Raw genomic sequence first — 25,724 nt, forward strand, 5'->3', positions numbered from 1 at the left:
TGCCGGGGACTGTTCAGAGGTAGGTGCCCGTTTGGCTGAAGGTGTCCTGAACGAGCCAGGGACGTCGCGACATGTTCAACCTTTGAGCCGTCCCTGGCTCTTTCAGGCAACCTTGCTTAGAACTTGAACCGTCCGACCAGGCCCCTCAGTTGACCGGAAATGTCCGTCAGGCGGCCCGAACCGGTCTGCGCCGAATGAGCAAATTCCTCGACCAGTTGCGCATCGGCATGGATCTGCGCGATGTGCCGGTTGATGTCTTCGGCCACCTGGTGCTGTTCCTCGGCGGCGGTGGCGATCTGAGTGTTCTGGTCGCGGATCGAGTCCACCGAGTTGCGGATCTTGTCGAAGCTGTCGCGGGCCTGCTGGATACGTTCCACGCTGGTTTGTGACACTTGCAGGCTGCTCTGCATCTGATGGGTCACTTCCTGGGTGCGGCGGGCCAGGTTACCGAGCAGGCTGTCGATCTCGCCGGTGGAGTCGGCGGTGCGTCGCGCCAGGGCCCGCACTTCATCGGCCACGACGGCGAATCCGCGGCCTTGGTCGCCGGCGCGCGCGGCTTCGATGGCGGCGTTGAGGGCCAACAGGTTGGTCTGCTCGGCAATCGAACGGATGGTGTCGAGGATGGTATTGATGTTCTTGCTGTCTTGCTCGAGCGCCTGCATGGTCTGGGTCGACTGCTGCAGGTCTTCGCTCAGTTTCAGCACGCTGCCGGTGGCTTCGCCGATGTGATGCTGGCCGTCGTGCACGTCACGGTAGCCGGTGTCTGCGCTGGCGGCGGCCTGGCTGCAGGAGCGGGCCACTTCGTTGGCGGTCGCGACCATTTCATTGAAGGCGGTACTGACCAGTTCCACTGCCTGGCGCTGGCGACCGGCGGCTTCGTTCATGTTGGTGGCGACTTCGCTGGTGTCGGCCGCCGCACTTTGCAAGTCGGAGGAGGCACTGCCGATTCGCTGTACCAGCTGAGCGATCATGCCCAGGAACTGGTTGAACCAGCTTGCCAGGGTGGCCGTTTCGTCCTTGCCTTGTACCGAGAGTTGACGGGTGAGGTCGCCTTCGCCTTCGGCGATTTCCTGCAAGCCGTTTGCAACGCCGCGAATCGGTCGCACGATGACGCTGGCAAAACTTGCGCCGACCACGGCGAAGATCACCGCCAGTACCGCAGCGATAATGGCGATCAACCAGGTCAGGCTGGAGGCTTCGGCCATGACTTCGTCGCTCTTGATCAGCCCGATGAAGCGCCAGCCAAGGCTCTTGGAGGTCACGATGTTGACCATGTAGGACACGCCATCGATCTCGACCTGGGTCACGCCATCGCTGCTCTTGGCCAGCGCGGCATAGTTGGGGCCGAGGTCGGCGAGGGGCTTGAAGTTGTGCTTGGCATCGCTGGCGTCGACCAGGACGTTGCCGTTCCCCTCGATCAGCATCAGGTAGCCGCTTTCGCCCAGCTTGATGTTCTTGACCAGTTCGGTCAGTTGCTTGAGCGACACGTCGAGGCCGACGACGCCTACCAGTTTGCCGGCAGCGTCGGATACCGTGTGAACGATGCCGATCAGCGATATATCATCCGGCGCCCAGTAATAGGCGTCTGTGCGCACAGTCACGCCAGGCGAGGCGATGGCGGCCTTGTACCAAGGGCGCACGCGCGGATCGTAGTTGGAGATCTTGGGGTCGTCCGGCCAGCTGGCATAGCCGCCATCGGCAAGGCCCACGGAAAGATAGGCCGTGGTCGGATGGCTCTTGGCGAAGCGGTCGAAGATATCCAGGATCTGTTTATTGGTTTCTGGGAGTGGCGTTTGCGCAGCGTCGGCGGAGGAATAGTTTTTCAGGTCCTTGGCCGCCACGATCCGCGGGTCCTTGGCGAAGAATTCGACGTTCTGGCTGATGCCATCGAAGAAAGTCTTCATGCCATTGTCGATCTGACGGATTTCCCGGCCGCTGCTGTCGAGGAAGTTGGTTTTCGCCGCGTCCCGCAGGTTCAGTACGACGAGCACTGCCACCAGGATGACCGGAAGGCAGGCGATGGTCGCGAACGCCCATGTCAGCTTCTGTTTGATATTCATGACTTCTCCCGCGGGTTTTATAAGTGTTGGGTCGGCGGAAACAATGGCAGTGCGCGTTGCGAGTGCTGGAAGGGAAAGCGCCCATGTCTACGTTCAGTCTATCGACTAAAGGCGTACAGACTTTAGAGCGGCAGGTATTTAGGGGGCGTCGATAGGCATCCGCGTCGCTAATCCATACGATAGCGACGTTCCCCATACCATGGCCCTTTGTCCGAGATGCGAGAGTGACGCCAGTCTGATCGTCTTCAGGAAGAGGCCCTATGCCAAGCGCATTCGAGAGCGTACTTAAAAACAAGAACATGGCTTATCGGCCACTCGGCTCGCCGGGGGTTGATCAGGCGCCGACCCGTGTCGCATTCGTGTTGATGGACAATTTCTCGATGATGTCCTTCACCGGTGCGGTGGACGCTCTGGTGACGGCCAACCTGATGTGTGATATGCCCCTCTACGAGATCCTGACGGTAGGGGTGTCGGGTAACCAGGTGACGAGTGACCTGGGTATTGTCATTTCCACCGACATCGAGCTGGCGCAATTGCCGGAAAACCAGGACATTCTCATCGTCGCCGGCGGCTTTCGCGTGAAGCTGCAAGGGGTGCCCCTGCTGCGGCGCAAGCTACGCGCCAATGCGGCATACGGGGCGGTCATGGGCGGGCTGTGGAATGGCGTATTCTTCGTCGCCGATGCCAGCCTGCTGGACGGTTTCGAATGCGCCGTCCACCCGGAAAGCCGTGCGATGATGATGGAGGTCTTCCCCCATGTGAAGGTGTCGAGCCGGGCCTATGTCGTCGATCGCGGACGGGTCAGTTGTGCCGGTGCCAACAGTTCGCTGCGCATGATGCTCCAGCTGATCCGTCAGACGGGAGGGGAGGCCCTGGTGGGGGCCATCGAGGAAATCCTGCGGTGTGACGAATCGGGCGATGCGTCGGATCTGCCGCCGGTCTTCGTCGAGACGGACCCGCGGCTGCCGGAAAGCCTCAAGCTGGCGCTGGAGTTGATGTGGCAGAACATCGAAGAGCCGTTGACCATCGATGAGCTGGCGGCCTGCGTCAAAATTTCCAAGCGCCAGCTGGAGCGGCGCTTCTGCAGTTTTCTCGGGGCGACCCCGACGCGTTACTACCTGGAGTTACGCCTGACCCGGGCACGCCAGCTCATCCAGCAGACCAATCGATCGATGACAGAAGTCGCGGTGGCGACGGGCTTCGTCAGCTCTCCGCATTTCCAGCGGCGATTCCGGGATTTCTTCGGCGTTCCGCCTGGCAGCTATCGTTCGTCGTTTGGGCGAAAGCAAACGTCGGTGTGAGCGTCGCGGCTGGACGCCTTTTGCGGAGGGCGAAACCTGGCTCGCGCTCATCGGTGGGGCAAGCCAGGTGTTGTGCTCAGGTCCTGCGCATTTTCTGGGCTATGTACAAGGCAATGCAGCCCGTAGCGCACAGCCATATAATCGAACCGGCGGCGGCGAGGATCAATGAGAGGTCGGAGTCGTAATCGATCATGCCGGGAACCGCATAGACAAACCAAAGCAGCGTGACAAGGACGAAAGCCAACAGCGACATTTGCATAAGTGTTTCCTACCCGCTGGTGAAGGGGCGGGTACTTCAGGTTGTCGGTCAGGGACCTCTTTCTGTCTACGCAGAAATAAAGGGGCTCAGCAGTGGAAGGCGAATCGCCGCAAGGCTTCGTCATCCACTATGCAGACATTCCATGTCCGAGAACTTCACTCAGCAGTGGCCTTCGCACGGAGGCGAAGGTGTAATGCGCGTTGGGCTCAGGTTCTATCGTCCGTTTGTTCTTCGGCAGGCGGATTATCGGCTTGCGATGCGCTCAGGGTCGTGCCTTTGCACAGCATCTTGCCCACTTCACCGGCGATGGAGCCTTCAACTATTCGCTCTTGCATCTGGTCGAACTGGACGTTTTCCAACCCCTCCAGGCTGTTGTACATCCCCGTGTGGCGAGCATTGCGATTGGCGCAATCGAGCTCCACTTTTGTATAACTGGTGAAATACGCGCCTTCCCTTTGCACGATGGCCTGAATGGCGGTACCACTCTCGACAAACGAAACAAGGGAGTATTCGGCGTCTGAATCATCGTAGCTGTACTGGATTTTCTGCATGTCCGCTGTCGCATGACACGCTACGCAAAAAGTAACGAGTGAGATAACCGTTTTCATGCTTCTTCCATGAATAAGCAATGCCAGAGATTAGTGGCCAAGTGAAATCATTTTGCTTGGCTTGTAACATTGAGTCAACATTGCGCAGCGAGCGCACAGTTCACCGCTGTTCAGACAGCCTTGGTTTGTAGGCAATTTCACCCACTTTCTGGTTGTCGGAAACGATCCTACGTTAGCGGTGCCTCTCAACGTTGGCTATCCAGGGCTTTATCGGCACCAGACATGAAAACGTGAGGCCTGATCATCATTGAAAGCGAGCCAGAAGGCTTGATGCAGGCAACCAGACCCCGGGTTTGTGAAGCTCCGCGGGTTGCCCCGCGGAAAAATCATGGCATTTGTGGCAACTCCCTGGGTCGCAGGTCGAATACCAGCACCTCGGCATCCTGGCCATTGCTCAGCGTCAGTACCTGTTCTTCCCGTACTCGCACGCCGTCACCTTCCTGTAATGACACGCCATTGAGCTCGACATTGCCCCGGGCGACATGCACGTAGGCATAGCGTTCAGGCGTCAATGTCAGGGTGGCGCTTTCGCTGCCATCGAACAGTCCGGCATAGACCCGTGCGTCCTGGCGCACTTCGAGGGAACCATCGGCGCCGTCCGGGGAGATGATCAATTGCAGGCGACCGCGTTTCTGCCCGGTGCTGAAATGCTCCTGCTGGTAGCGTGGCTTGGCACCGCTGACATTCGGCACGATCCAGATCTGCAGGAAGTGCACTGGCTCGTCCGCGCTGTGGTTGAACTCGCTGTGGGCCACGCCACTGCCGGCGCTCATCAGTTGCACGTCGCCTGGGCGAATGACCGAGCCCGTGCCCAGGGTGTCCTTATGCTCCAGCGCACCTTCGAGTACGTAGGAGAAAATCTCCATGTCCCGGTGGGGGTGTTGGCCGAAACCCTTGGCGGCGGCGACTCGGTCGTCATTGATGACCAACAGGTCGGAAAAGCCTTGTTGATTGAGGTCACGGTAGTTGGCGAAAGAAAAGGTGTGGAACGAGGTCAGCCAGCCGTGACGGGCGATTCCGCGGTCCGCAGCTTTGCGAAGGGTCAGCATGGTAGTTCTCCTGGTTCAGTGGGCGACGGCTTTGGCCGTTCGCCGGGGACAGAAGAAAGGTTAATGGTTATGCTGCTGATTAATAAGTAGGTGAAAAACGAAAGACTGTCACCTATAGGTGGACAATAGTAGGACCATCAGCCGGCGCGGTGCGCTAACATGTCGAAGCCGCGTCTGATGTCACATCGGACCTGTGGGCCTGCTCGCTCCTACAGGGCTCATCAGGCGAGCTAGAATTTTGCTGCGTTCCTCTGGATTTTTTGGCGTGTTAATTGATGAAAACCATTGCAATGGTGCTGTTCCCGGATTTTTTGCTACTCGACATGGCCGGGCCGATGGAGGTGTTCTCCATCGCCAACCGCTATCTTGAGCCGGACCAACGCTACCAATTGCTGACCCTGGGCACAGAGCGCGGCGCGTTGCGCGCGTCCAACGGTGTGGCGGTGGAAGCCGACATGCATATCGACCAGGCCTGGGCCGCTTATGATGTATTGCTGGTGCCGGGCGGGCCAGGGGCCTACAACGATCGGCATCCGGGGTTGCATATCTGGCTGCGCGCCGCGACGCAACGGGCCACGCGCTACGGCTCCATCTGCACAGGGGCCTTTGTACTGGGTGAGGCGGGGCTGCTCGACGGCTACCGCGTCACCACGCATTGGCATTACACCGAACGCCTGATCCGGCGTTTCCCCAAGGCACGGGTGGAAACCGACAAGATCTTCCTGCAGGACCGGCGCCTGTTCACTTCCGGGGGCGTCACCGCCGGTATCGACCTGGCATTGGCCATCGTCGCCCAGGACCATGGCCGCAAAGTGGCGCTGGATGTGGCGAAGGTATTGCTGGTGGTCATGAAGCGCCAAGGCGGGCAAGCCCAGTTCAGTCCCCTGGTGGCGGCGGTGGCGGCCCAGGAGTCGGCCATCACCCGGGTGCAGCATTATGTGATGGAGCACCTGGAAGAGCCGTTCACCGTCGAGCGCATGGCAACGCTGGCCTCCATGAGCCCGCGGCATTTCGCCCGGATGTTCGCCCGCGAAGTGACAATGACGCCAATGGAGTTCCTGCAAGGTGCGCGGATCGACCGGGCCCGCCACTTACTCGAAAGCACCGACTTGCCCCTGAAGACCGTGGCGTTTCGCAGTGGGTTTGGCAGCGTCCGGCACATGCGCTCACTGTTCAGTGAAAAACTCGGCCTGACCCCCGTGCAGTATCGCCAGCAGTTCAGTTGAGCCTCCGGTGTCCGTCCAGGGCACCGTGATGTCCGTCATGGACCCTGTGCCAGCATTGTTCTCCGGTCGTGGGCTGCCAAGATAACGGCGAACCCTCTGGAAAGGATGCAAGAGAGCCAGGGCAGACGCGTCCGCTGACCGCGACGCCATGCCCATACCGGTTCTTCGGCGCTGAATCAGCATGAACAGTTTCGTCAAACCCGATACCGAAATGGCGGTGGGCTTTGGTCCGTTTGCCTTCTACCGGCAGCAGCGGCTGGTCACCCGAAACGGCGAACCCCTCACCTTGGGCGGGCGGGCGCTGGACGTTCTCCAGATACTGGTGGATCACGCCGGCAGCTATATCAGCAAGCAAGCGCTGATAGCCGAGGTCTGGCCGGACAGTGTGGTGGAAGACATCAACCTGCGGGTGCACATTGCGGCACTGCGTCGGGCGTTCGGTGACGGGCGGGACGGATGCCGGTACATCCTCAACGATCCGCGGAGGGGCTATTGCTTTGCCGCGCCACTGGCTTCGTCCATCCGCGAAACGCACAACCTGCCTGCGCGGCTGAGCCCGGTGATCGGCCGCGATAAAGTGCTGGGCCGGTTGTTGGCCCAGGTGCCGCGCCAGCGCCTGACCACCGTGACCGGTCCGGGTGGTGTCGGCAAGTCCACCGTGGTGCTGCGGGCCGCGGAGCTGTTGCTGGAACACTTTGACGACGGTGCGTGGTTCGTCGACCTGGCGGCCGTCACCGAGCCTTGCCAGGTACGGGCACGGATTGCTTGCACGCTGGGCCTGGAACCCGACTCGCTGAATGAGCGACTCGAACATCGCCGGATGCTGCTGGTGCTCGACGGCTGCGAGCACCAACTCGAGGCCTGTCGTGAACTGGCCCTGGCGCTTCGGGCGTCGGCAGCGGGCGTGTCGCTGTTGCTGAGCAGTCGTGAGCCACTGAGCCTCACCGACGAACATATCGTGCAGCTGCCAGGCCTGACGGTGGCATCGCCTCTTGAGCCCGAGCAGCAATTGTTGGCGTGTCCGGCGGTGCAATTACTGAAGGAGCGGATCGGCGCCCGGCAGCAGGGTTTCAAACCCAGCGACCGCGACCTGGTGGCGATGGCGCAAATCTGCCAGCGCCTGGACGGTTTGCCGCTGGCCCTTGAACTGGCGGCAGCCCAAGTCTGTGCCTTGGGTGTGGCCGGGGTACTGGAGCAACTGGACTTCGGGCTATCGCTCCTGAGCTTTGGCCGGCGCACGGCCGTGCCCCGTCACCGGAGCCTGGAAGCCTTGCTGGACTGGAGTTTCGAGCGTTTGAGTGCGCCGGAGCAGAAGGTATTGCAGCGCCTCTCGGTGTTCGAGCGGCCTTTTACTGCCAAGGCGGCCATTGCCGTGATCAGTTGTCCGGAACTGGGTGTCGAGCAGTTGCCCAGGCTACTGTCACGGCTGGCCAACCAGTCGCTATTGAGGGTCGAACAATGCGCCCGTGGAGTGCGTTTCCACTGGCTTCACACCACGCGTGCCTATGCCATGGAAAAACTGCGGCGCAGTGGTCAATGGCATTTGTATCATCGGCGTTATGTGTTGCAGAACGCATGGAAGCCTGTCCGCTCAAGCCTCGCACCGTCGAGGCAACGTGTGGAGCAGCGCGTCGGCCTCCACTAAATCCGGGGTATCGAAGCCTTCGGTGAAGCGGCGATAGACCGGCTCGAGCAGTTCTCGTGCGCACCGTTCCCGGCCCTGGCGTTGCCATAGCCGCGCCAGGGTCATGGCGCTGCGCAGCTCCCAGGCCAGGGCACCCTGACTGCGGGCCACGCCCAGGGCGGTTACCAGTTGTTCCTCGGCGCTGTGGTCAAGGGCGGGGTCGTTGCGTGCCAGCAAGACCTGCGCCTCGGCCCGCAGGATCTCGGCCGTGCACCAGCCCGCGGCCCCGTTGCGGGCGCGAGCGAGTTGCCCGGGGCTGACCCGATCGGTCCGCAGGGTCACGACAATGTCCTGGATCAGCCCATTGACCGGATTCGCCTCGAGGGACGCGTCATTGAATGCACCGTCATAGTGGTGGGCCCAGTCATGAAACAGCATCACCGAATGTTTCTTGGCCTGGTAGCGCAACGTAGCGAGCCTTTCCGTCGCGACTGAATGATCGCCGTTGTAGCGTGCAATCACGCAACCGGCCAGCGCGAGGGTGTAGCAGATTGAGGTGCCGTGATTGATCTGCAAGGCAATTTGCAGGGCAAGATTAGCGGCTCGCCGGGCTTTTTCGGCAAAGCCTTGCAGCCAGAGAATGCGCGCCAGTATGGTCAGCGACGCGACGCTCTGGTCGTATTGCACGCCGAACCCATGGGTGAAACGGCTGAGATGGCCGCTCTGGGCCAGGCGCTGGATGACCTGCTCGGCATCTTGTCGGGCGGCACCCTGGTCGCCGGCAAAATGCAGCGCCAGCACCCGCAAGCGTTGGGCGCTCAAGGACAGGAGCGGGTCGCCCTGGGTACCCAGGCGGTCGAAGTCCTGGCTCCGTTCCAGTGCCTGTTGGTAATGGCCGCAACTGAGGTTGACCGCCATGTGCCCCGACACCGCCCTGAGCTCGCCGGCGCGGTTCTGGCATTGTTGCGCCAACTGCCGGGCGGTGACGAAGGCGCGAACCGTGGCCGGTGTACCGCCCTCGGTGTGGTAGTTGAAACTGGCGTGGGCCAACTCCAGGGCGAGGCTCAGCCTGGGGCATGGCGACGGGGTGGCTCGCAGCAGTTGCAGTGCCTTGTTGACGTAAAGCCCATGCTCCTTGAGCAATGACAGCTCCTGCCAGAGGGGCAGGGTGCTTGCGGTCAAGCGGATCGCCACCTGATGGGCGCCCTGCGGGCCCAACCCCCGGTCGAGGGCCGCCCGGATGTCATCGCGATAGGCCGCGTAGCGCGCAATCCACACCGGCGTGGCGGTGCTTTCCCAATCCTTTTCGGCTTGCTCCATCAGGGCCAGGCAGCGTTCGGCATGGCGTTCCTGGCTGGCGGCCAGTTCGCCGGCTTCGGCCAGCTTCTCCAAGGCATAGCTGCGAGTGGTGTCCAGCAGGCGATAGCGCACCTCTTCATCGCCGACCTCGACGTTGAGCAGGGATTTGGCGACCAATTGGCTGATCGACACCAGCACCTGATCGGGCGCGACGTGCGGGCCGATGATTACCGCGGCGGCCGACGCCAGGTTGAAGCTGCCCATGAACATCGACAGCCGCCGCAGGCAGATCTGCTCGCACACCGTGAGCAGTGCGAAGCTCCAATCCAGGGTGGCGTGCAGGGTTTGTTGGCGCGGCGCAACGTCGCTGTCGTTATGGAGCAGGGCGACGCTGTCTTGCAGCTGCCGATGAAGCGCCTCCAGCCCGAAGCGGCCCACTTGCGCGGCGGCCAGTTCGATGGCCAGGGGAATCCCGTCCAGTCGCTGGCAGATGTCCGCCACCAGGGGCACCTCGCGGTCGGTCAGTTCGAAGTCGTCATGGCTGGCCATGGCCCGCTCGGCAAACAGTTGCAGGGCCGGGTATTCGAGGGCCGGGTAACCTTCGATGGAGGTCCCTCGGGGCGGGAAGGCCAGGGCGTCCAGGTGCTGCACGTGTTCGCCCTCGGCTCGCAGGCCTTCACGGCTGGTCGCCAGGATGTGCAAGTGCGGGGCACCGCGCAGCAGGGTTTCGCAGAGCTGGGCGGTGGCGTCGATCAGATGTTCGCAATTATCGATTACCAGCAACAGATGCCGGTCCTTGAGCTGTCGGGCGATGGTCGCCAGCGTATCGCTGTCCGGCGGCAGATCCAACAGCGCGCACAGCTCCGGGGCGATCGAGGCCGGATCGTTGAGCAATGACAGGTCCAGCAGATAAGTGCCGTCGCGGTAGTGATCGATCAGCCGCTCGGCGACCCGCAGGGCGACCGTGGTCTTGCCGATGCCACCGGTCCCGACCAGGGTGATGAAGCGTTTGCGCGGCAGGTGGGCCACCAGGTTTTCCACCACCGCCTGGCGCCCGATCATCCGGTTACGACGCGGTGGCAGGTTGTGAGCCAGTGACGCAGGCGCGATATCCGCCATGGGGACGAGCGGCTCGGTCGACACCGGCGCGACAAAACTGTAGCCGCGCTGCGCCACGGTAACGATGTAGCGTTGTCCGGCCTGGCCATCCCCCAACGCCTTGCGCAATGCCGCGACGTGCACCCGCAGGTTGGTGTCTTCCACGACACTCCTGGGCCAGACACGGGCGATCAGCTGTTGCTTGCTTACCACCTCTCCAGCGTGCTCGAGCAGCACCAGCAGGATCGCCACCGCCCGTCGCCCCAGGCGCAACGGCTGCCCGCCCTCCAGCACCAGGCGCTGGCGCGGATGGACATGGTACGGGCCGAAATGCAGCGTCTGTTCGACGGGCAAGGCAGAGGGGGGGCTCATTGTGTTCTCGATGTCTGGTCTGGTGCAAAAGGTATATCCGAGTATGTTCCTCAGGTTCGGCTTCAGGCGCAACGGTTAGAGCCTTCTCTCATAGCCAGCAGTGATACACCCTGTGGCGAGGGGATAAATCCCCTCGCCACAAACAGCACCCACAGTCCTGACCTCAATCAAAAAAATTAACAACGTTTAACTCACACATACATCCCCTCTGACCGGACCATGGAGGCCTCCACCCCCAAGGAAGTCATGTCATGAGCACCTTCATCACCCGCGACGGCACCGAGATCTACTACAAGGATTGGGGCAATGGTCAGCCGGTTGTCTTCAGCCATGGCTGGCCGTTGAACTCGGACAGTTGGGAAGCGCAGATGATGTTCCTGGCGTCCAACGGTTACCGGGTGATTGCCCATGATCGCCGTGGGCATGGGCGCTCCAGCCAGCCGTGGGATGGCAACGACATGAACACCTACGCCGATGACCTGGCCGAGTTGATCGAGCGGCTGGACCTGAAGAACGCCGTGTTGCTCGGTTTTTCCACCGGCGGTGGTGAGGTGGCACGCTATATCGGCCGGCATGGCGCTGCTCGCGTCGCCAAGCTCGGGCTGATCTCGGCGGTAACGCCACTGATGCTCAGGACCCCGGCCAACACCGGCGGCTTGCCCATCGAAGTGTTCGACGGTTTCCGCCAGGCCTCCCTGGTCGACCGTTCTCAGCTATACAAGGATGTGGCCAGCGCGTTTTTCGGCGCCAACCGTCCGGGCGCCAAGGTGTCCCAAGGCATGATCGACTGGTTCTGGATGCAAGGCATGCTCGCCGGCCACAAGAACACGTACGACTGCATCAAGGCGTTCTCGGAGACCGACCTTACCGAAGACCTGCGCAACATCGAGGTACCGACCCTGGTGGTCCATGGCGATGACGACCAGGTGGTCCCCATCGAAGCCGCCGGCATCGCCGCCGCCAAGCTGCTCAAGAACTCACAGTTGTTGGTGTACCCCGGCGCGCCCCATGGCCTGACCGATACCCACAAGGACCGACTGAACGCCGATTTGCTGGCGTTCATCCGCGGCTGAAGCGTATCGGTGCGGGTTTCACCCTGATGCTGAGGCAGGCCACAAACCTGAATGTGGGAGCGGGCTTGCTCGCGAATGCGGTTCGACATTCAACACCTTCGTCGACTGACGCACCGCTTTCGCCAGCAAGCCCGCTCCCACAGGTCAGCATCCAACATGATCGGTATTCCACAGGACTCTAACCGATGAATCGCAACGACTTACGCCGTCTCGACATGAACCTGCTGGTGATCTTCGAGGCGTTGATGTTCGAGAAGAACCTGACCCGCGTCGCGGAAAAGCTGTTCATGGGCCAGCCGGCCGTGAGCGCGGCGCTGGGGCGGCTGCGGGACCTGTTCGATGACCCGCTGCTGATCCGTCACGGGCGCGGCATGGAGCCGACCCCTCGGGCGATGGCCATCCTCAAAGAGCTACAACCGGCCATGGACACGATTTCCGGGGCGGTCAGTCGGGCCAAGGCCTTCGATCCGTCCACCAGCTGCGACGTGTTTCGCATCGGCCTGTCGGACGACGCCGAGTTCGGCCTGTTTCCGCCCTTGCTGAGTCAACTGCGTGAAGAGGCGCCAGGCATCATCGTGGTGGTGCGCCGGGCCAACTACCTGTTGATGTCGTCGTTGCTGGGCAGCGGGGAAATCAGCGTCGGGGTCAGCTACACCACTGATCTGCCGGCCAACGCCAAGCGCAAGAAATTGCGCGACATCCCCTGCAAGGTCTTGCGCGGCGACAAGCGTCCGGGCCCGCTGACCCTGGACGAATACTGCGCGCGACCCCATGCCATGGTGTCGTTCTCGGGCGACCTGAGCGGCAACATCGACCTGGACCTGGCGCGCATTGGTCGGACCCGCAAGGTGGTGCTGGGCGTCCCGCAGTTCAGTGGCTTGCGGGCCTTGTTAGCCGGCACTGAGCTGATCGCCACCGTGCCCGACTACGCGGCCTGCGCGCTGGTGGAAGGCTGCGCGTTGCGGGCCGAGGATCCACCGTTCGAGATCAACGCGGCCGAGTTGTCGATGGTCTGGAGTGGCGTGCATGACAACGACCCGGCGGAGCGCTGGTTGCGCTCACGCATTGCTACTCATATGTCCCAATCATTACCGGCCGCCGCCTACGCGGACCAGGACGGAGCACACCGATGAACGTCACCGACGAACGTACCCTGCAGGACTGGGGACTGCTGTTCCTGCGCCTCAGTGGCGCGCTGTTTCTGCTGTGGGTCCACGGGTTGCCGAAGTGGCTGCACTACAGCGACGAACTCACCCGCATCGAAGACCCGTTTCACCTCGGTGCGAGCCTCACCCTGATGTTGGCGATCTTCGCCGAAGTGCTGTGTCCGTTGCTGATCGCGGCCGGTGTCCTGGTGCGCCTGGCGTGCCTGCCCGTCCTGTTCCTGTTGGCCGTTGCACTGTGGGTGGTCCACCCGCAATGGAGCCTCGAAGAAGGGCAGTTCGGCTGGCTGCTGCTGATCATCTTTACCGGCGTGTTCATCGCCGGGCCGGGTCGCCTGGCGCTGAACGCGCGTTTTACCGGAGTGTTACGCCATGTCTGAATCTCAAGCTGTCGAGTCCACAACGGGCGCTGCCTCACCCGGCTCCGACGAAATCGTCACCCTGATCGTCAAACACCGGATCAAGGCCGGCCAGGACGCGGCCTATGAGGCCTGGTTACGACGCATCGTGACCGTGGCCGGTCGTTGGCCGGGCCACCTGGGGGTGGATGTGGTGCGGGGCAAGCAGGGTGGGTTGTCGCTGTTCACTTGCGTGCTGCGCTTCCTTTCCACCGAGGCCCTGCAGCGCTGGCTCGATTCGCCTGAGCGCCGCGAACTGGTGGAGGAGGCCGCGCCGTTGCTGGCCGACGGCGACCAGACCGAAGTCGCGCCCCACAAGGAGTTCTGGTTCACCCCGCTGGCGGATGCCGCTACACCGCCACCGCGCTGGAAGCAGGCCGTGGTGACGTTGCTGGTGATCCTGCCACACACCTTGCTGGTGCCGCTGATCTGGGGGCCGGTGCTGCAGCTCAACGCATTTCTATCCAACTATGTCGTCGCCACGTTCCTGATCACCCTGACCATCGTGCTCTCGGTCTGCTACGTGTGCATGCCGCTGGCGACCCGTTTGTTCGCACCCTGGATGGAGGCCTCCAAGGCCCATGAACACCTGGAGCCCTGAACATCACCGAGTTCTCTTGGCTAGCGCAGTTGTGGCGAGGGGATTTATCCCCGTGAGGTCGCGAAGCGACCTCTCTAACTCTCACCACCCATTTTTTCATCTGCACATCTATCGTTAAAGGAAACCCTATGAACGCCGATCTGATTCTGTTCAATGGCCAGTTCCACACCGTCGACCGGGAAAAGCCCCGCGCCAGTGCTGTGGCCATCAGCCAGGGCAAGTTCGTTGCCGTGGGCACCGACGCCGAGGCCATGGCCCTGCGTGGCGGCAGTACCCAGGTCATCGACCTCAAGGGCCGCACCGTCATCCCCGGGCTTAACGACTCGCACCTGCACCTGATCCGCGGCGGCCTGAACTACAACCTGGAACTGCGCTGGGAAGGCGTGCCGTCCCTGGCCGATGCTCTGCGCATGCTCAAGGACCAGGCTGACCGCACGCCGACGCCACAATGGGTGCGCGTGGTGGGCGGCTGGAACGAATTCCAGTTCGCCGAAAAACGCATGCCGACCCTGGAAGAACTCAACCAGGCCGCCCCCGATACCCCGGTGTTCGTGTTGCACCTGTATGACCGCGCCTTGCTCAACCGCGCCGCGTTGCGGGTGGCCGGCTATACCCGTGACACGCCGAACCCGCCGGGCGGTGAGATCGTGCGCGACAGCAAGGGGGAACCCACCGGCATGCTGGTGGCGCGTCCCAACGCGATGATCCTCTACTCGACGTTGGCCAAGGGGCCGAAGTTGCCGCTGGAGTATCAGGTCAACTCCACTCGCCAGTTCATGCGCGAACTCAATCGCCTGGGCCTGACCAGTGCCATCGACGCCGGCGGTGGTTTCCAGAATTACCCCGACGATTACGCGGTGATCGAGCAATTGGCCCGGGAAGAACAGTTGACGGTGCGCATCGCCTACAACCTGTTCACCCAAAAGCCCAAGGAAGAGCTCAACGACTTCAAGAACTGGACCGGCAGCGTCAAGCTGCACCAGGGCGATGACTTCCTGCGGCACAACGGCGCCGGTGAAATGCTGGTGTTCTCGGCAGCGGATTTCGAAGACTTCCTGGAACCACGCCCGGACCTGCCGGCGAGCATGGAACAGGACCTGGAGCCGGTGGTCCGGCACCTGGTGGAGCAGCGTTGGCCGTTCCGCCTGCATGCCACCTACAACGAGTCCATCAGCCGCATGCTCGACGTGTTCGAGAAGGTCAACCGCGACATCCCGTTCAACGGCCTGCCATGGTTCTTCGACCACGCCGAAACCATCACCCCGCAAAACATCGAGCGGGTCCGTGCACTGGGCGGCGGCATCGCCATCCAGGACCGCATGGCCTTCCAAGGCGAATACTTTGTCGACCGCTACGGCGCCAAGGCGGCCGAAGCGACGCCGCCGATCAAGCGCATGCTGGCCGAAGGCGTGCCGGTGGGTGCCGGCACTGACGCCACCCGGGTATCGAGCTACAACCCCTGGACCTCGCTGTACTGGATGGTCAGCGGTCGCACCGTCGGTGGCCTGGCGCTGCACGAAGAGGGCCTGCCGCGCCTCACCGCGCTGGAGCTGTTCACCCATGGCAGCGCCTGGTTTTCGTCAGAGCAGGGCAAGAAGGGCCAGATCAAAGTCGGCCAACTGGCGGACCTGGCGGCACTGAGCGCCGACTTCTTCAGCGTCGAGGAAGAAGCCATCAAGTGGATCGAGTCCGTGCTGACGGTGGTCGACGGCAAGGTGGTGTATGCCGCCGACGACTTCGAAAAACTCGGCCCTGCCAGCGTCCCGGTACTGCCGGACTGGTCCCCAGTGGTCAAGGTACCAGGCCACTGGCGCCCGACCTCGCCGTTGCAGGCCCAGGTGCACCAGTGCAGCGGTCCTTGCACGGTGCATTCCCATAGCCATGAGCGGGCGCGGCTGTCGAACGTCCCGGTCAGCGATTTCCAAGGCTTCTGGGGCGCGTTTGGCTGTTCCTGCTTCGCTTTCTGACAGACATCAACATCCCCCCCTGTGGGAGCGGGCTTGCTCGCGAATGCGTCGGCACATCCGACGACGTCGCAAGCTGACACACCGCTTTCGCGAGCAAGCCCGCTCCCACAGGGTCTGTAACATCCATCCCAAAGGAGTCATCCCATGAGCAATGCCCCTGTCTACAACCGCCTGAACAAAGATGATGCAGTCGTCCTGCTGGTCGATCACCAGACCGGCCTGATTTCCCTGGTCCAGGACTTCTCGCCCAACGAGTTCAAGAACAACGTGCTGGCCCTGGCCGACCTGGCGAAGTTCTTCGGTTTGCCGACCATCCTGACCACCAGCTTCGAAAAAGGCCCTAACGGCCCGCTCGTGCCGGAGCTCAAGGAAATGTTCCCGGACGCGCCGTACATCCCACGTCCAGGCCAGATCAATGCCTGGGACAATGAAGACTTCGTCAAGGCGATCAAGGCTACCGGTCGCAAGCAACTGATCATCGCCGGTGTGGTGACCGACGTCTGCGTCGCGTTCCCGACCTTGTCGGCACTGGCCGAAGGTTTTGACGTGTTCGTGGTCACCGATGCCTCGGGCACCTTCAACGAAACCGTGCAGCAGGCTTCCTGGGCCCGCATGACCGCTGCCGGCGCGCAACTGATGAACTGGTTCTCGGTGGCTTGCGAACTGCATCGCGACTGGCGCAACGACATTGAAGGCCTGGGCAACCTGCTGTCCCAGCGCATTCCGAACTACCGCAACCTGATGAACAGCTACGCGGCGCTGACTGCCAAGTAAGCATCAGTGGTTGTCGCTGGACGACGCCCGCCTTGTGCGGGCGTTTTTGGTTTTTTGGTCGACTAACAGGTCGCCATCGCGAGCAGGCTCGCTCCCACAGGGGAATCGGGCGTTCTCAGGTGCAATGTTCAGAACAAAATTCGTGTGGGAGCGAGCCTGCTCGCGATGGCGTCAGCCCACCCAACCCTTCCCAACCTGTCTCACCCCGACCACAATGCTCAGCTGAGCCCTCTCACTGTCCACCCCTGGAGTGACAATGAACCCCTTCGAAGAAATGCGCATTTTTGCCCAGGTCATGGAGTCGGGTAGCTTCACGGCGGCGGCGGACCAGTTGGGGTTGTCCAAGCAATTCGTCAGCCGCAAGCTCATGGCGCTGGAACAGCGACTGGGGGTGCGCCTGCTCAACCGTTCGACGCGGCGGCTGGACGTTACCCCGTTGGGCCAGCGCTATTACGAAGCGGCCTTGCGTCTGCTCAGCGAAATCGAGCAGGTGGAGCAGGGCATCAGCGGCCAGACCAGCGAACCTCGCGGTACCCTTCGGCTCAGCGCGCCGCTGTCTTTTGCGGTGGCACACCTGGGCTGCCTGCTGCCGTTGTTCTTGCAGCGTTATCCGCAGGTCAGCGTTGAAGTGGACCTGAGTGACCGCTCGGTGGATTTGCTGGGGGAGGGTTACGACCTGGCGCTACGAATCGGCGTGCTGGAAGATTCGACTTTGATCGCCCGTCGCATTGCGACCATCGACCGAGTCTATTGCGCCAGCCCGTCCTACCTGGCGCAACGGGGCACACCCTCGCGCCCCGAAGACCTGCGCAACCACGAATGCCTGCCCTATGGCCACAGCCGTCAGGTTCAGTGGCGTTTTGGAGGAGGGGGGAAACCGCTGGTGTTGGAGGTCGCCGGACGCATGCGCGCCAACAACGGTGATCTGCTCAGGGATGCGGCCATCGCCGGCATGGGCATTACCTATCTCCCGACCTTCATCCTCGGCGATTCGCTGAAGGACGGACGGTTGGTCAAGGTACTGGAGGGTTTCGAAACCGAACCCCTGGCACTGTCGGCGGTGTATCCGCAACATCGCCAGAGCTCGCGCCCGGTGCAGGCGCTGGTGGCATTTCTACGGGAACACATGCGCTAGCTGAGCTTTCAGCCGTCCCGGGACGGCTGAAGACATCGGCAATGCCTGATCAGGCGGCCATGTTGGCGCTGCTCAGTTCTTTCTTGTACTGCGCCTTCATGGTTTCCATCTGTTCACCCAAGGCATCCAGCTTGGCTTTGCCCAGCACCTTCTTGGCTTGCGGGAACATCTCTTTCTCTTCTTCTTCGATATGGTGCTCAAGCAGTTCCTTGACTACTTTCACCCGCCCGGCGAATTCAGGTTGGGAAGGATCGGTGGCCTTCAGGTCCGGCAGCACCAGCGAATCGACCGTGCGATGTTCTTCCTTGGCTTCGTAATACATTTCGGCCTCATCCTTGCCACCTGCCTGCTTGAAGGCCGGGTACAGGATTTCTTCTTCCAGCCGGGTATGAATGGTGACTTCCATTTCCAGCTTCGCCAACAGGTCGGTGCGTTTCTTGACGCCGCGTTCGGTGGATTCGCTCAGTTGAGCAAGAATGCCCTTGACGCGTTCATGGTCAGCTTTCAACAGATCGATGGCGTTCATATACAGCTCCTCGGCAATTCACGGTTACGAGCCGGCTTCAAGCGCCGACGTCGTGTTAACCGAGAGTTGCATCGGCCGTGCCAGCCAGGTGGCTTTATAAAGTCCTTTTAAAACAAAGAGTTGAAATGATCGCCATTTTTGTCATCGTGCAGGCTGCATGAAGAGGGGCCAAAGCGCCTTGCACTTTGCGCTGCGCTGACCAGAACTCTCTGTGGGAGCGGGCTTGCCCGCGAATGGGGACTGACATCCAACATCTTCGTCAACTGACACACCGCTTTCGCGAGCAAGCCCGCTTGTGACAGTCAGTCATCGAGCAACTGCCGCACCCGCCCGGCAATTGCCAGGCAAGATGTCAGTCCCGGCGATTCGATGCCGAACAGGTTGATCAGCCCGGGTACCTGGTGCTCGGCGGCGCTGCTGATGAGGAAGTCGTGGGCGGGTTCACCGGGCGCGGAGATCTTCGGGCGGAGGCCGCTGTAGGCTGGTTGCAGGCTGTGATCGGGCAGGTCGGGCCAATAAGTGCGAATCGCTGGATAGAAGGCTTCGGCGCGACCGGGATCGACCCGGTAGTCCTCGTGTTTGACCCATTCGACGTCGGGTCCGAAACGGGCCTGGCCCGCCAGGTCCAGGGTCATGTGGATGCCCAGCCCGGCGGCTTCCGGGGCTGGGTAGACCAGATGCCGGAAGGGCGCACGTCCGGCAAGGCTGAAGTAATTGCCTTTGCACAGATAGTCAGGGGGTACCGTTTGCGCCGGCAGGCCTTCCGTGCGACGGGCGAGGGCAGGCGCCTGGAGGCCGGCGGCGTTGATCAATTGGCGGCAGGACAGGTTCATCTGGGCGGTGCCACCCAATTCCAGCACGAAGCGCCCGGTGCCGATGCGAGCCCCCAGCAATGGCGTGTGGAAAGCAATGGTCGCGCCGGCCGCTTCGGCATCGCCTTGCAAGGCCAGCATCAATGCATGGGAGTCGACAATGCCCGTGGAAGGCGAATACAACGCGGCGACACACGCCAGCGCCGGCTCCAGGGCCAACGCCTGCTCCCGATCGAGCAGGCGCAGGTCGTCCACGCCATTCAACAAGCCGCGTTCCAGCAACCCCTGGAGCCCGGCCACCTGCGCCGGGTCTTTGGCGACGATCAGCTTGCCGAGCCGGCGAGTCGTCACACCGTGGCTTTCGCAATAGGCATAGAGTCGGTGCCGACCTTCGACGCACAACCGGGCCTTGAGGCTGCCCGGTGGGTAGTAGATGCCGGCATGGATGACTTCGGAATTGCGCGAGCTGGTGCCCATGCCGATGGCGCCACCGGCTTCGATCAACAGTACCTCATGGCCGGCCTGGGCCATCTCTCGGGCCACGGCCAGACCGACAACCCCCGCGCCCACCACCACGCACTCGATATCGACGCTCAACCTCATGTCTCCTCAGGACTCTTTGGCGTTTCAGGGTAGTCCTGCCTGGGCAACGGGTGAAGTGCAATAAGCGTGTTAAAAAATGTTAGATTGAAAAAATACTTCACAAGATCTGTTCATTGGTGGATGATCGAAACCAATCTGTAGGACAAAGCTCGCTACAACACCCACAGAACGGTTCGCTGTCTTTTCCGGAGTGCCTCATGAATAACAAGAATGTCGGTGTGATCGGGCTCGGCGCGATGGGCCTGGGCATTGCCCGCTCGTTGCTGCGCGCAGGCTTCAATGTGCATGCCTGTGATGTGCGCGCCGCCGTTACCGAGCAATTTGCCGGCGAGGGCGGCGTGGCCTGTGTGTCGCCTGCCGACATGGCGGTTCAATGCGATGTGATCATCACGGTGGTGGTGAATGCCGAGCAGACCGACACCGTGTTGTTTGGCGAGAACGGTGCCGTGCAAGCCTTGCGCGAGGGCAGTCTGGTCATTGGTTGTGCCACGGTGGCGCCGACCTTTGCCGTGGAACTGGGTCAGCGCCTGACGCAGACCGGCCTGTTGTACCTCGACGCGCCCATCTCCGGCGGCGCGGCCAAGGCAGCGGCCGGCGAGATGACCATGATGACGTCGGGCCCGGCCCCGGCCTATGCCAAGGCCGAAGCGGTCCTGGCGGGCATGGCGGGCAAGGTCTATCGCCTGGGCGATGTCCACGGCCTGGGCTCCAAAGTCAAAATCATCAATCAGTTACTGGCCGGCGTACACATTGCCGCCTCGGCCGAAGCCATGGCGCTGGGGCTGCGCGAAGGCGTGGATGCCGATGCGCTGTACGAAGTGATCACCCACAGTGCCGGCAACTCCTGGATGTTCGAGAACCGCGTGCCGCACATCCTCAAGGCTGACTACACGCCGCTGTCGGCGGTGGACATCTTTGTCAAGGATCTGGGCCTGGTGCTCGATACCGCCCGCGCCAGCAAATTCCCGTTGCCGCTGTCGGCCACCGCGCACCAGATGTTCATGCAGGCCTCCAGCGCCGGCTTCGGGCGGGAGGATGATTCGGCGGTGATCAAGATTTTCCCGGGCATCGACCTGCCGACCGCCAACCCCGACGCGATTTGAGGAGCCGCCATGACCCCTTCCAACGCACGCCCGCTGCTGGGCTGCATTGCCGACGACTTCACCGGCGCCACGGACCTGGCCAACATGCTGGTGCGCGGCGGCATGCGCACGGTGCAGCGCATCGGCATTCCCGGTGCCGAAGACGCTGAAGGCCTGGCGGCCGATGCGATCGTCATTGCCCTCAAGTCGCGGACCCTGCCTGTGGCCGAGGCCATCGACGAATCCCTCGCGGCGCTGGCCTGGTTGCGTGAACGCGGCTGCCAGCAGATCTTCTTCAAATACTGCTCGACCTTCGATTCGACCGCCGCAGGCAATATCGGCCAGGTGAGCGAAGCCTTGCTCAAGGCCCTGGACAGTGATTTCACCTTGGCCTGCCCGGCGTTTCCGGAAAACGGCCGAACGATTTTCCGCGGCCATCTGTTCGTGCAGGACCAATTGCTGAACGAGTCGGGCATGCAACACCACCCATTGACGCCGATGACCGACGCCAACCTGGTGCGTGTGCTGCAAGCCCAGACTTCCCTCGAGGTCGGCCTGTTGCGCTACGACAGTGTCGCCCAGGGCGTGGACGCCGTGCGGGCGAAGATCGCCGGGTTGCGTGCCCAGGGCGTCGGCATGGCCATCGCTGACGCGTTGTCCGATGCGGACCTGTACACCCTCGGCGCGGCCTGCGCGGACCTACCGTTGCTGACGGGCGGCTCCGGGCTGGCCCTGGGGCTGCCGGACAACTTCCGGCGAGCCGGCCAGCTGAGGGATTTCGATGTGTCGACGTTGCCCCAGGTCCCTGGCGGTGAAGTGGTCTTGGCCGGCAGCGCGTCCATCGCCACCAATGGACAAGTGGCCGCCTGGCTCGAAGCTGGGCGGCCAGCCTTGCGCATCGATCCCGTGGCGCTGGCGGCCGGTGAGCCGGTGGTGGCCCGAGCCCTGGCGTTTGCCCGTGACGCGGCGGACACCGTACTGATCTATGCCACCAACAACGCCGATGAAGTCAGGCTCGTACAACAACAGTTGGGCGCCGGGCGGGCCGGTGCGCTGGTGGAGAATGCCTTGGGCGACATCGCCCGAGGTTTGCGCGAGCAGGGTGTACGGCGTTTCGTGATTGCCGGTGGCGAAACCTCCGGCGCGGTGGTCAAGGCGCTGGAGGTGACGCTGCTGCAGATCGGTGCGCAGATCGATCCCGGTGTGCCAGCCACCCTCAGCAGCGGCCCGCAACCGCTGGCTCTGGCGCTCAAGTCGGGTAATTTCGGCGGTCGCGATTTCTTCGCCAAGGCCCTCGCGCAATTGTCCGGAGGCGCTCGATGAGCCCGGAAAGCGCCTTGCGCGAAGAAATCTGCGAAGTCGGCCTTAGCCTCTATCAACGCGGCTATACCGTCGGCAGTGCGGGCAACATCAGCGCCCGGCTCGACGATGGCTGGCTGATCACGCCGACCGATGCCTGCCTGGGACGTCTCGATCCAGCGGCCATCGCCAAGGTCAGTAGCGCCGGCGATTGGCTGTCCGGGCACAAGCCCTCCAAGACCCTGGCGTTGCATCGCCAGGTCTACGACCGCAACCCGACGGTCGGCGGCGTGGTGCACACCCACTCCACCTACCTGGTGGCGCTGACCCTGGCCGGGGTCTGGCGCCACGATGACATTTTGCCGCCGCTCACGCCTTATCAGGTGATGAAGGTCGGGCATGTTCCATTGATCGGCTACCAGCGCCCCGGCTCGCCCAACGTGGCCGAGCAGGTGGCGCAACTGGCCAATCGGGTTCGCGGCGTGATGCTCGAACGCCTGGGCCCGGTGGTCTGGGAAAGTTCGGTGTCCCGGGCCAGCTACGCCCTGGAAGAGTTGGAAGAAACCGCGCGGCTCTGGCTGATGAGCAATCCCAGACCCGAGCCGCTCGATCAGGCGGCACTGGATGAGCTGCGCGCGATCTTCGGCGCCGATTGGTAAGGGATCCGCCACAAGAACCAAAGCCTTGCACAGCCAGTGTCGAGGGAATCGATTCCCTCGACAGCGGTACCGTGCGGGCTGGCTGAAAACACAATAACAACAGGGTTCACTCCATGATCCATTTCAACCGCAGTGTTTGTCGTGCAAGCGTTCTCCCGTTCCTCTGCGGAGGGGCGCGCCCATGAGCCCGGTCATCCTGATGATCACGGCCGGTGCCGGGATTGCGCTGTTGCTGTTCCTGGTGCTCAAGTACAAGTTCCAACCGTTCGTGGCGCTGATGCTGGTGAGCATCCTGGTGGCGCTGGTGGCCGGGGTGAAGCCGGCCGACCTGGTGGCAACCATCGAAGGCGGCATGGGCAAGACCCTCGGCCATATCGCGATCATCATTGCCCTGGGCGCGATGATCGGGCGGATCATCGAGCTGTCGGGCGGCGCCGAGGCCCTGGCGAGAACCCTGATCGAACGTTTTGGCAACCGGCGTACACCGCTGGCCCTGACCATTGCCGGTTTCATCATCGGCGTGCCGGTGTTCTTCGAGGTGGGTGTCATCATCCTCATGCCGCTGGCCTATGGCGTGGCCCGCAGCGCCCGCAAGCCGTTGCTGGTGTTCGCCTTGCCGATGTGCGCGGCATTGCTCACGGTGCATGCGTTCCTGCCGCCACATCCGGGGGCCGTGGCGGCGGCCAGCCAGTTAGGCGCGGACCTGGGCAGGGTGTTGATGTTCGGCCTGCCGCTGACTGCATTCCTGTGTTTTGTCGGCTATAAAGTGGCGGGGCGCATGACCCGTCGCTTCTATCCGATGACCGACGACATCCGCGCCGAAGTCTACGGTCCCCATGTCACCAACGAAGACCTCGCCGCCTGGAGCAATGGCAACGGCAGGGATCCGCTGCAAGCCGCCATCGCCGTGTCCCATATGGGGCTGGAAGAATCCACCGGCTCGCTGGTCGCCAGGCTGCCAGCGGCGCCGCCACCGGGCTTCGGTCTGATTGTCGGGCTGATCCTGTTGCCAATCGTGCTGATCCTGCTGGGCACGCTGTCGACCACGCTGCTGCCGGTGGAATCCACGGTTCGCGGTGTCATGACGGTGTTGGGGGCGCCGCTGGTGGCTTTGCTGATCGACACCTTGCTTTGCGCCTGGCTGCTGGGCTCACGGCGGGGCTGGAGTCGCACCCAAGTGTCCGATGTGATCGGCTCGGCGTTGCCCGGGGTGGCGATGGTGATCCTGATCGCCGGTGCCGGTGGCGTCTTTGGCAAGGTCCTGGTGGACACCGGGATCGGAGCGGTGGTGTCCGACATGTTGCGCACCACCGGGCTGCCGGTGTTGGCGCTGGGCTTCTTGCTGACCATGTTGCTGCGCGCCGTGCAGGGTTCGACCACGGTCGCGCTGGTGACCACCGCCGGTATCATCAGCCCGTTGATCGCTACGCTCGGTCTGACCCCCAATCACCTGGCGCTGCTGTGCCTGGCCATGGGCGGTGGCGGACTGGCGATGTCCCACATCAACGATGCCGGCTACTGGATCTTCACTAAACTGGCAGGGCTCAACGTGGCGGACGGCCTGCGAACCTGGACCGTGATCACCACGCTGCTCGGTACACTCGGTTTTGGTATCACCTTGTTGATCTGGCCTTTCGTCTAACCTTTTTATTCCAGGAGCGTCGGTATGCCTCGTTTCGCAGCCAACCTCAGCATGCTCTACCCGCAACATGATTTCCTCGACCGTTTCGCGGCTGCGGCGGCCGATGGTTTCGATGCCGTGGAGTACCTGTTCCCCTACGAGTACAGCCCCGAGGTGCTCAAGCAGCGGCTGGATGACAATGGCCTTGTCCAGGCGTTGTTCAACGCACCGCCCGGGGATTGGGCGGCAGGGGAGCGGGGTATTGCGACTCTGCCAGGACGTGAGCAGGAATTCCGCGAGGGTTTCGACCGGGCCCTGAGCTATGCCGCGACGCTGGGCAATTCAAACGTTCACGTCATGGCCGGCTTGCTGCCGTCCGAAGCCGAGCGTGCCCGGCACCACGCTGTGTACCTGGAAAACCTCGCCTACGCCACGACCCAGGCGGCGAAGGCTGGGATCACGGTGTTGCTGGAGCCGATCAACACCCGGGACATGCCGGGCTTTTTCCTGAACCGCCAGGACCAGGCCCATGCCATTTGCCGGGAGGTGGGGGCCGATAACCTCAAGGTGCAGTTTGATTGCTACCACTGTCAGATCGTCGAGGGTGATCTGGCGAGCAAGTTGCGGCGTGACTTCAATGGCATCGGCCACATCCAGATTGCCGGCGTGCCGGATCGCCATGAGCCGGACCTGGGGGAAGTCCATTATCCGTTCCTGTTCGAGCTGCTGGATGAGCTGGGGTATGACGGCTGGGTGGGTTGCGAATATCGGCCGCGCGGAGATACTTCGGCCGGCTTGCAATGGTTGCGGGATTGGAAGGCACGCTGATTTTGTCTGCTCCACAAAAGGGGGTGAACTCGCCTTTTGTGGGAGCAAAGCTTGCTCGCGATGGCGGTCTGATGTTGACCGTGTACATATCCATTATTGCGTAACGGCCACCTATGGTTTCGCCCTTACGGCGACCTACTTTCTTTCAAACGCCAAAGAAAGTAGGCAAAGAACGCTCCGCCCCAGCGTACGGCCCCTCGCCAAGGCTCGGGGTTCCTTCGCTCCGGCATTCATCAGGGGGGCATCGGCTCCGGTCCGCTGCGCTTGACCTCCACTCGATGGGTTCG

22 protein-coding genes and 1 pseudogene are annotated in these 25,724 nt (G+C 62.4%); 15 read left to right on the plus strand and 8 right to left on the minus strand.

Translation table 11 applies throughout. From position 1 onward, the window contains the following. Positions 1 to 116: 116 nt before the first annotated feature. Positions 117 to 971, minus strand: a complete 855-nt coding sequence (locus tag FBX99_RS29635; protein ID WP_371921434.1) for a methyl-accepting chemotaxis protein — start codon at positions 969 to 971, stop codon at positions 117 to 119. Positions 972 to 977: 6 nt separating this feature from the next. Then, positions 978 to 2,060: pseudogene (locus FBX99_RS29640) on the minus strand (cache domain-containing protein); the annotation flags it as partial. Positions 2,061 to 2,320: 260 nt separating this feature from the next. Between FBX99_RS29640 and FBX99_RS19960 the strand changes: the two are divergent. Then, positions 2,321 to 3,361, plus strand: coding sequence for a GlxA family transcriptional regulator (locus FBX99_RS19960; RefSeq protein WP_145132643.1), 1,041 nt, complete (start codon positions 2,321 to 2,323; stop codon positions 3,359 to 3,361). 76 nt (positions 3,362 to 3,437) lie between these two features. On the opposite strand, the gene FBX99_RS19965 is transcribed toward FBX99_RS19960, so the two are convergent. The 3 genes from FBX99_RS19965 to FBX99_RS19975 form a co-directional block, all read right to left on the minus strand. Further along, entirely contained in the window at positions 3,438 to 3,620 is a 183-nt protein-coding gene (locus tag FBX99_RS19965) for a hypothetical protein (protein WP_145132645.1), read from the minus strand. Between the two features lie 206 nt (positions 3,621 to 3,826). Further along, entirely contained in the window at positions 3,827 to 4,228 is a 402-nt protein-coding gene (locus FBX99_RS19970; protein ID WP_144930323.1) for a hypothetical protein, read from the minus strand. Between the two features lie 326 nt (positions 4,229 to 4,554). After that, a complete protein-coding gene (locus tag FBX99_RS19975) occupies positions 4,555 to 5,277 on the minus strand; it encodes a pirin family protein (protein ID WP_144930324.1) in 723 nt (240 codons plus the stop codon). Positions 5,278 to 5,552: 275 nt separating this feature from the next. On the opposite strand from FBX99_RS19975, the gene FBX99_RS19980 reads away from it, so the two are divergent. Together FBX99_RS19980 and FBX99_RS19985 are read left to right on the plus strand one after the other, a co-directional pair. Then, positions 5,553 to 6,503, plus strand: a complete 951-nt coding sequence (locus FBX99_RS19980) for a GlxA family transcriptional regulator (protein ID WP_145132647.1) — start codon at positions 5,553 to 5,555, stop codon at positions 6,501 to 6,503. 181 nt (positions 6,504 to 6,684) lie between these two features. Then, positions 6,685 to 8,148, plus strand: a complete 1,464-nt coding sequence (locus tag FBX99_RS19985) for a winged helix-turn-helix domain-containing protein (protein ID WP_144930326.1) — start codon at positions 6,685 to 6,687, stop codon at positions 8,146 to 8,148. Here FBX99_RS19985 and FBX99_RS19990 read toward each other — a convergent pair. Next, positions 8,095 to 10,896 (minus strand): winged helix-turn-helix domain-containing protein, encoded by a 2,802-nt coding sequence (locus FBX99_RS19990; RefSeq protein WP_144930327.1) that lies wholly within the window; start codon positions 10,894 to 10,896, stop codon positions 8,095 to 8,097. The two genes, FBX99_RS19985 and FBX99_RS19990, sit on opposite strands and share 54 nt — an antisense overlap. Positions 10,897 to 11,147: 251 nt before the next feature. Here FBX99_RS19990 and FBX99_RS19995 point away from each other — a divergent pair, with 251 nt between their 5' ends. The 7 genes from FBX99_RS19995 (at position 11,148) to FBX99_RS20030 (ending at position 18,007) form a co-directional block, all read left to right on the plus strand. Next, a complete protein-coding gene (locus FBX99_RS19995; protein WP_144930328.1) occupies positions 11,148 to 11,969 on the plus strand; it encodes an alpha/beta fold hydrolase in 822 nt (273 codons plus the stop codon). Positions 11,970 to 12,154: 185 nt separating this feature from the next. Continuing rightward, a complete protein-coding gene (locus FBX99_RS20005) occupies positions 12,155 to 13,102 on the plus strand; it encodes a LysR substrate-binding domain-containing protein (RefSeq protein WP_144930329.1) in 948 nt (315 codons plus the stop codon). After that, entirely contained in the window at positions 13,099 to 13,512 is a 414-nt protein-coding gene (locus FBX99_RS20010; RefSeq protein ID WP_144930330.1) for a DoxX family protein, read from the plus strand. Before FBX99_RS20005 ends, FBX99_RS20010 begins: the two co-directional genes overlap by 4 nt. Then, a complete protein-coding gene (locus FBX99_RS20015) occupies positions 13,505 to 14,131 on the plus strand; it encodes an antibiotic biosynthesis monooxygenase (protein WP_144930331.1) in 627 nt (208 codons plus the stop codon). Before FBX99_RS20010 ends, FBX99_RS20015 begins: the two co-directional genes overlap by 8 nt. 128 nt (positions 14,132 to 14,259) lie before the next feature. Then, positions 14,260 to 16,098: an amidohydrolase gene (locus FBX99_RS20020; protein ID WP_144930332.1), complete on the plus strand. Its 1,839-nt coding sequence runs from the start codon at positions 14,260 to 14,262 to the stop codon at positions 16,096 to 16,098. A gap of 144 nt (positions 16,099 to 16,242) precedes the next feature. Beyond that, on the plus strand, positions 16,243 to 16,872 hold the full coding sequence (ycaC, locus tag FBX99_RS20025; RefSeq protein ID WP_041024338.1) for an isochorismate family cysteine hydrolase YcaC: 630 nt from the start codon (positions 16,243 to 16,245) through the stop codon (positions 16,870 to 16,872). 256 nt (positions 16,873 to 17,128) lie between these two features. After that, positions 17,129 to 18,007, plus strand: a complete 879-nt coding sequence (locus FBX99_RS20030; protein WP_144930333.1) for a LysR family transcriptional regulator — start codon at positions 17,129 to 17,131, stop codon at positions 18,005 to 18,007. Positions 18,008 to 18,056: 49 nt separating this feature from the next. Here the strand turns inward: FBX99_RS20030 and FBX99_RS20035 are convergent, their stop codons facing one another. After that, entirely contained in the window at positions 18,057 to 18,533 is a 477-nt protein-coding gene (locus tag FBX99_RS20035; RefSeq protein ID WP_144930334.1) for a hemerythrin domain-containing protein, read from the minus strand. 302 nt (positions 18,534 to 18,835) lie between these two features. Next, positions 18,836 to 19,942 carry an NAD(P)/FAD-dependent oxidoreductase gene (locus FBX99_RS20045; protein ID WP_144930335.1) on the minus strand — a complete coding sequence of 369 codons (1,107 nt, stop codon included), beginning with the start codon at positions 19,940 to 19,942 and terminating at the stop codon, positions 18,836 to 18,838. A 203-nt stretch (positions 19,943 to 20,145) separates the two neighbouring features. Between FBX99_RS20045 and ltnD the strand changes: the two genes are divergently transcribed. The 5 genes from ltnD to otnI all read left to right on the plus strand — a co-directional run bounded on the left by ltnD (position 20,146) and on the right by otnI (position 25,437). Continuing rightward, the gene (gene ltnD / locus FBX99_RS20050; RefSeq protein ID WP_144930336.1) at positions 20,146 to 21,051 is read left to right on the plus strand and encodes an L-threonate dehydrogenase; all 906 of its coding nucleotides are present in this window, start codon (positions 20,146 to 20,148) and stop codon (positions 21,049 to 21,051) included. 9 nt (positions 21,052 to 21,060) lie between these two features. Further along, positions 21,061 to 22,353: a 3-oxo-tetronate kinase gene (otnK, locus tag FBX99_RS20055; RefSeq protein ID WP_144930337.1), complete on the plus strand. Its 1,293-nt coding sequence runs from the start codon at positions 21,061 to 21,063 to the stop codon at positions 22,351 to 22,353. Beyond that, a complete protein-coding gene (locus FBX99_RS20060; protein ID WP_144930338.1) occupies positions 22,350 to 22,988 on the plus strand; it encodes an aldolase in 639 nt (212 codons plus the stop codon). Before otnK ends, FBX99_RS20060 begins: the two co-directional genes overlap by 4 nt. 181 nt (positions 22,989 to 23,169) lie before the next feature. After that, a complete protein-coding gene (locus FBX99_RS20065) occupies positions 23,170 to 24,630 on the plus strand; it encodes an SLC13 family permease (protein ID WP_144930339.1) in 1,461 nt (486 codons plus the stop codon). 24 nt (positions 24,631 to 24,654) lie between these two features. After that, the gene (gene otnI, locus FBX99_RS20070) at positions 24,655 to 25,437 is read left to right on the plus strand and encodes a 2-oxo-tetronate isomerase (RefSeq protein ID WP_144930340.1); all 783 of its coding nucleotides are present in this window, start codon (positions 24,655 to 24,657) and stop codon (positions 25,435 to 25,437) included. The last annotated feature ends 287 nt before the right edge of the window (positions 25,438 to 25,724 follow it).

This window comes from Pseudomonas sp. SJZ074 (genome assembly GCF_007828215.1).
Taxonomy (GTDB): Bacteria; Pseudomonadota; Gammaproteobacteria; order Pseudomonadales; family Pseudomonadaceae; genus Aquipseudomonas.

Excerpts from the sequence above, each read along its gene's own strand:
- FBX99_RS29635 (WP_371921434.1), bottom strand. The coding sequence starts at position 971 with ATGATCGCTCAGCTGGTACAGCGAATCGGCAGTGCCTCCTCCGACTTG.
- FBX99_RS19960 (WP_145132643.1), top strand. The coding sequence starts at position 2,321 with ATGCCAAGCGCATTCGAGAGCGTACTTAAAAACAAGAACATGGCTTAT.
- FBX99_RS19965 (WP_145132645.1), bottom strand. The coding sequence starts at position 3,620 with ATGCAAATGTCGCTGTTGGCTTTCGTCCTTGTCACGCTGCTTTGGTTT.
- FBX99_RS19970 (WP_144930323.1), bottom strand. The coding sequence starts at position 4,228 with ATGAAAACGGTTATCTCACTCGTTACTTTTTGCGTAGCGTGTCATGCG.
- FBX99_RS19975 (WP_144930324.1), bottom strand. The coding sequence starts at position 5,277 with ATGCTGACCCTTCGCAAAGCTGCGGACCGCGGAATCGCCCGTCACGGC.
- FBX99_RS19980 (WP_145132647.1), top strand. The coding sequence starts at position 5,553 with ATGAAAACCATTGCAATGGTGCTGTTCCCGGATTTTTTGCTACTCGAC.
- FBX99_RS19985 (WP_144930326.1), top strand. The coding sequence starts at position 6,685 with ATGAACAGTTTCGTCAAACCCGATACCGAAATGGCGGTGGGCTTTGGT.
- FBX99_RS19990 (WP_144930327.1), bottom strand. The coding sequence starts at position 10,896 with ATGAGCCCCCCCTCTGCCTTGCCCGTCGAACAGACGCTGCATTTCGGC.
- FBX99_RS19995 (WP_144930328.1), top strand. The coding sequence starts at position 11,148 with ATGAGCACCTTCATCACCCGCGACGGCACCGAGATCTACTACAAGGAT.
- FBX99_RS20005 (WP_144930329.1), top strand. The coding sequence starts at position 12,155 with ATGAATCGCAACGACTTACGCCGTCTCGACATGAACCTGCTGGTGATC.
- FBX99_RS20010 (WP_144930330.1), top strand. The coding sequence starts at position 13,099 with ATGAACGTCACCGACGAACGTACCCTGCAGGACTGGGGACTGCTGTTC.
- FBX99_RS20015 (WP_144930331.1), top strand. The coding sequence starts at position 13,505 with ATGTCTGAATCTCAAGCTGTCGAGTCCACAACGGGCGCTGCCTCACCC.
- FBX99_RS20020 (WP_144930332.1), top strand. The coding sequence starts at position 14,260 with ATGAACGCCGATCTGATTCTGTTCAATGGCCAGTTCCACACCGTCGAC.
- ycaC (WP_041024338.1), top strand. The coding sequence starts at position 16,243 with ATGAGCAATGCCCCTGTCTACAACCGCCTGAACAAAGATGATGCAGTC.
- FBX99_RS20030 (WP_144930333.1), top strand. The coding sequence starts at position 17,129 with ATGAACCCCTTCGAAGAAATGCGCATTTTTGCCCAGGTCATGGAGTCG.
- FBX99_RS20035 (WP_144930334.1), bottom strand. The coding sequence starts at position 18,533 with ATGAACGCCATCGATCTGTTGAAAGCTGACCATGAACGCGTCAAGGGC.
- ltnD (WP_144930336.1), top strand. The coding sequence starts at position 20,146 with ATGAATAACAAGAATGTCGGTGTGATCGGGCTCGGCGCGATGGGCCTG.
- otnK (WP_144930337.1), top strand. The coding sequence starts at position 21,061 with ATGACCCCTTCCAACGCACGCCCGCTGCTGGGCTGCATTGCCGACGAC.
- FBX99_RS20060 (WP_144930338.1), top strand. The coding sequence starts at position 22,350 with ATGAGCCCGGAAAGCGCCTTGCGCGAAGAAATCTGCGAAGTCGGCCTT.
- FBX99_RS20065 (WP_144930339.1), top strand. The coding sequence starts at position 23,170 with ATGAGCCCGGTCATCCTGATGATCACGGCCGGTGCCGGGATTGCGCTG.
- otnI (WP_144930340.1), top strand. The coding sequence starts at position 24,655 with ATGCCTCGTTTCGCAGCCAACCTCAGCATGCTCTACCCGCAACATGAT.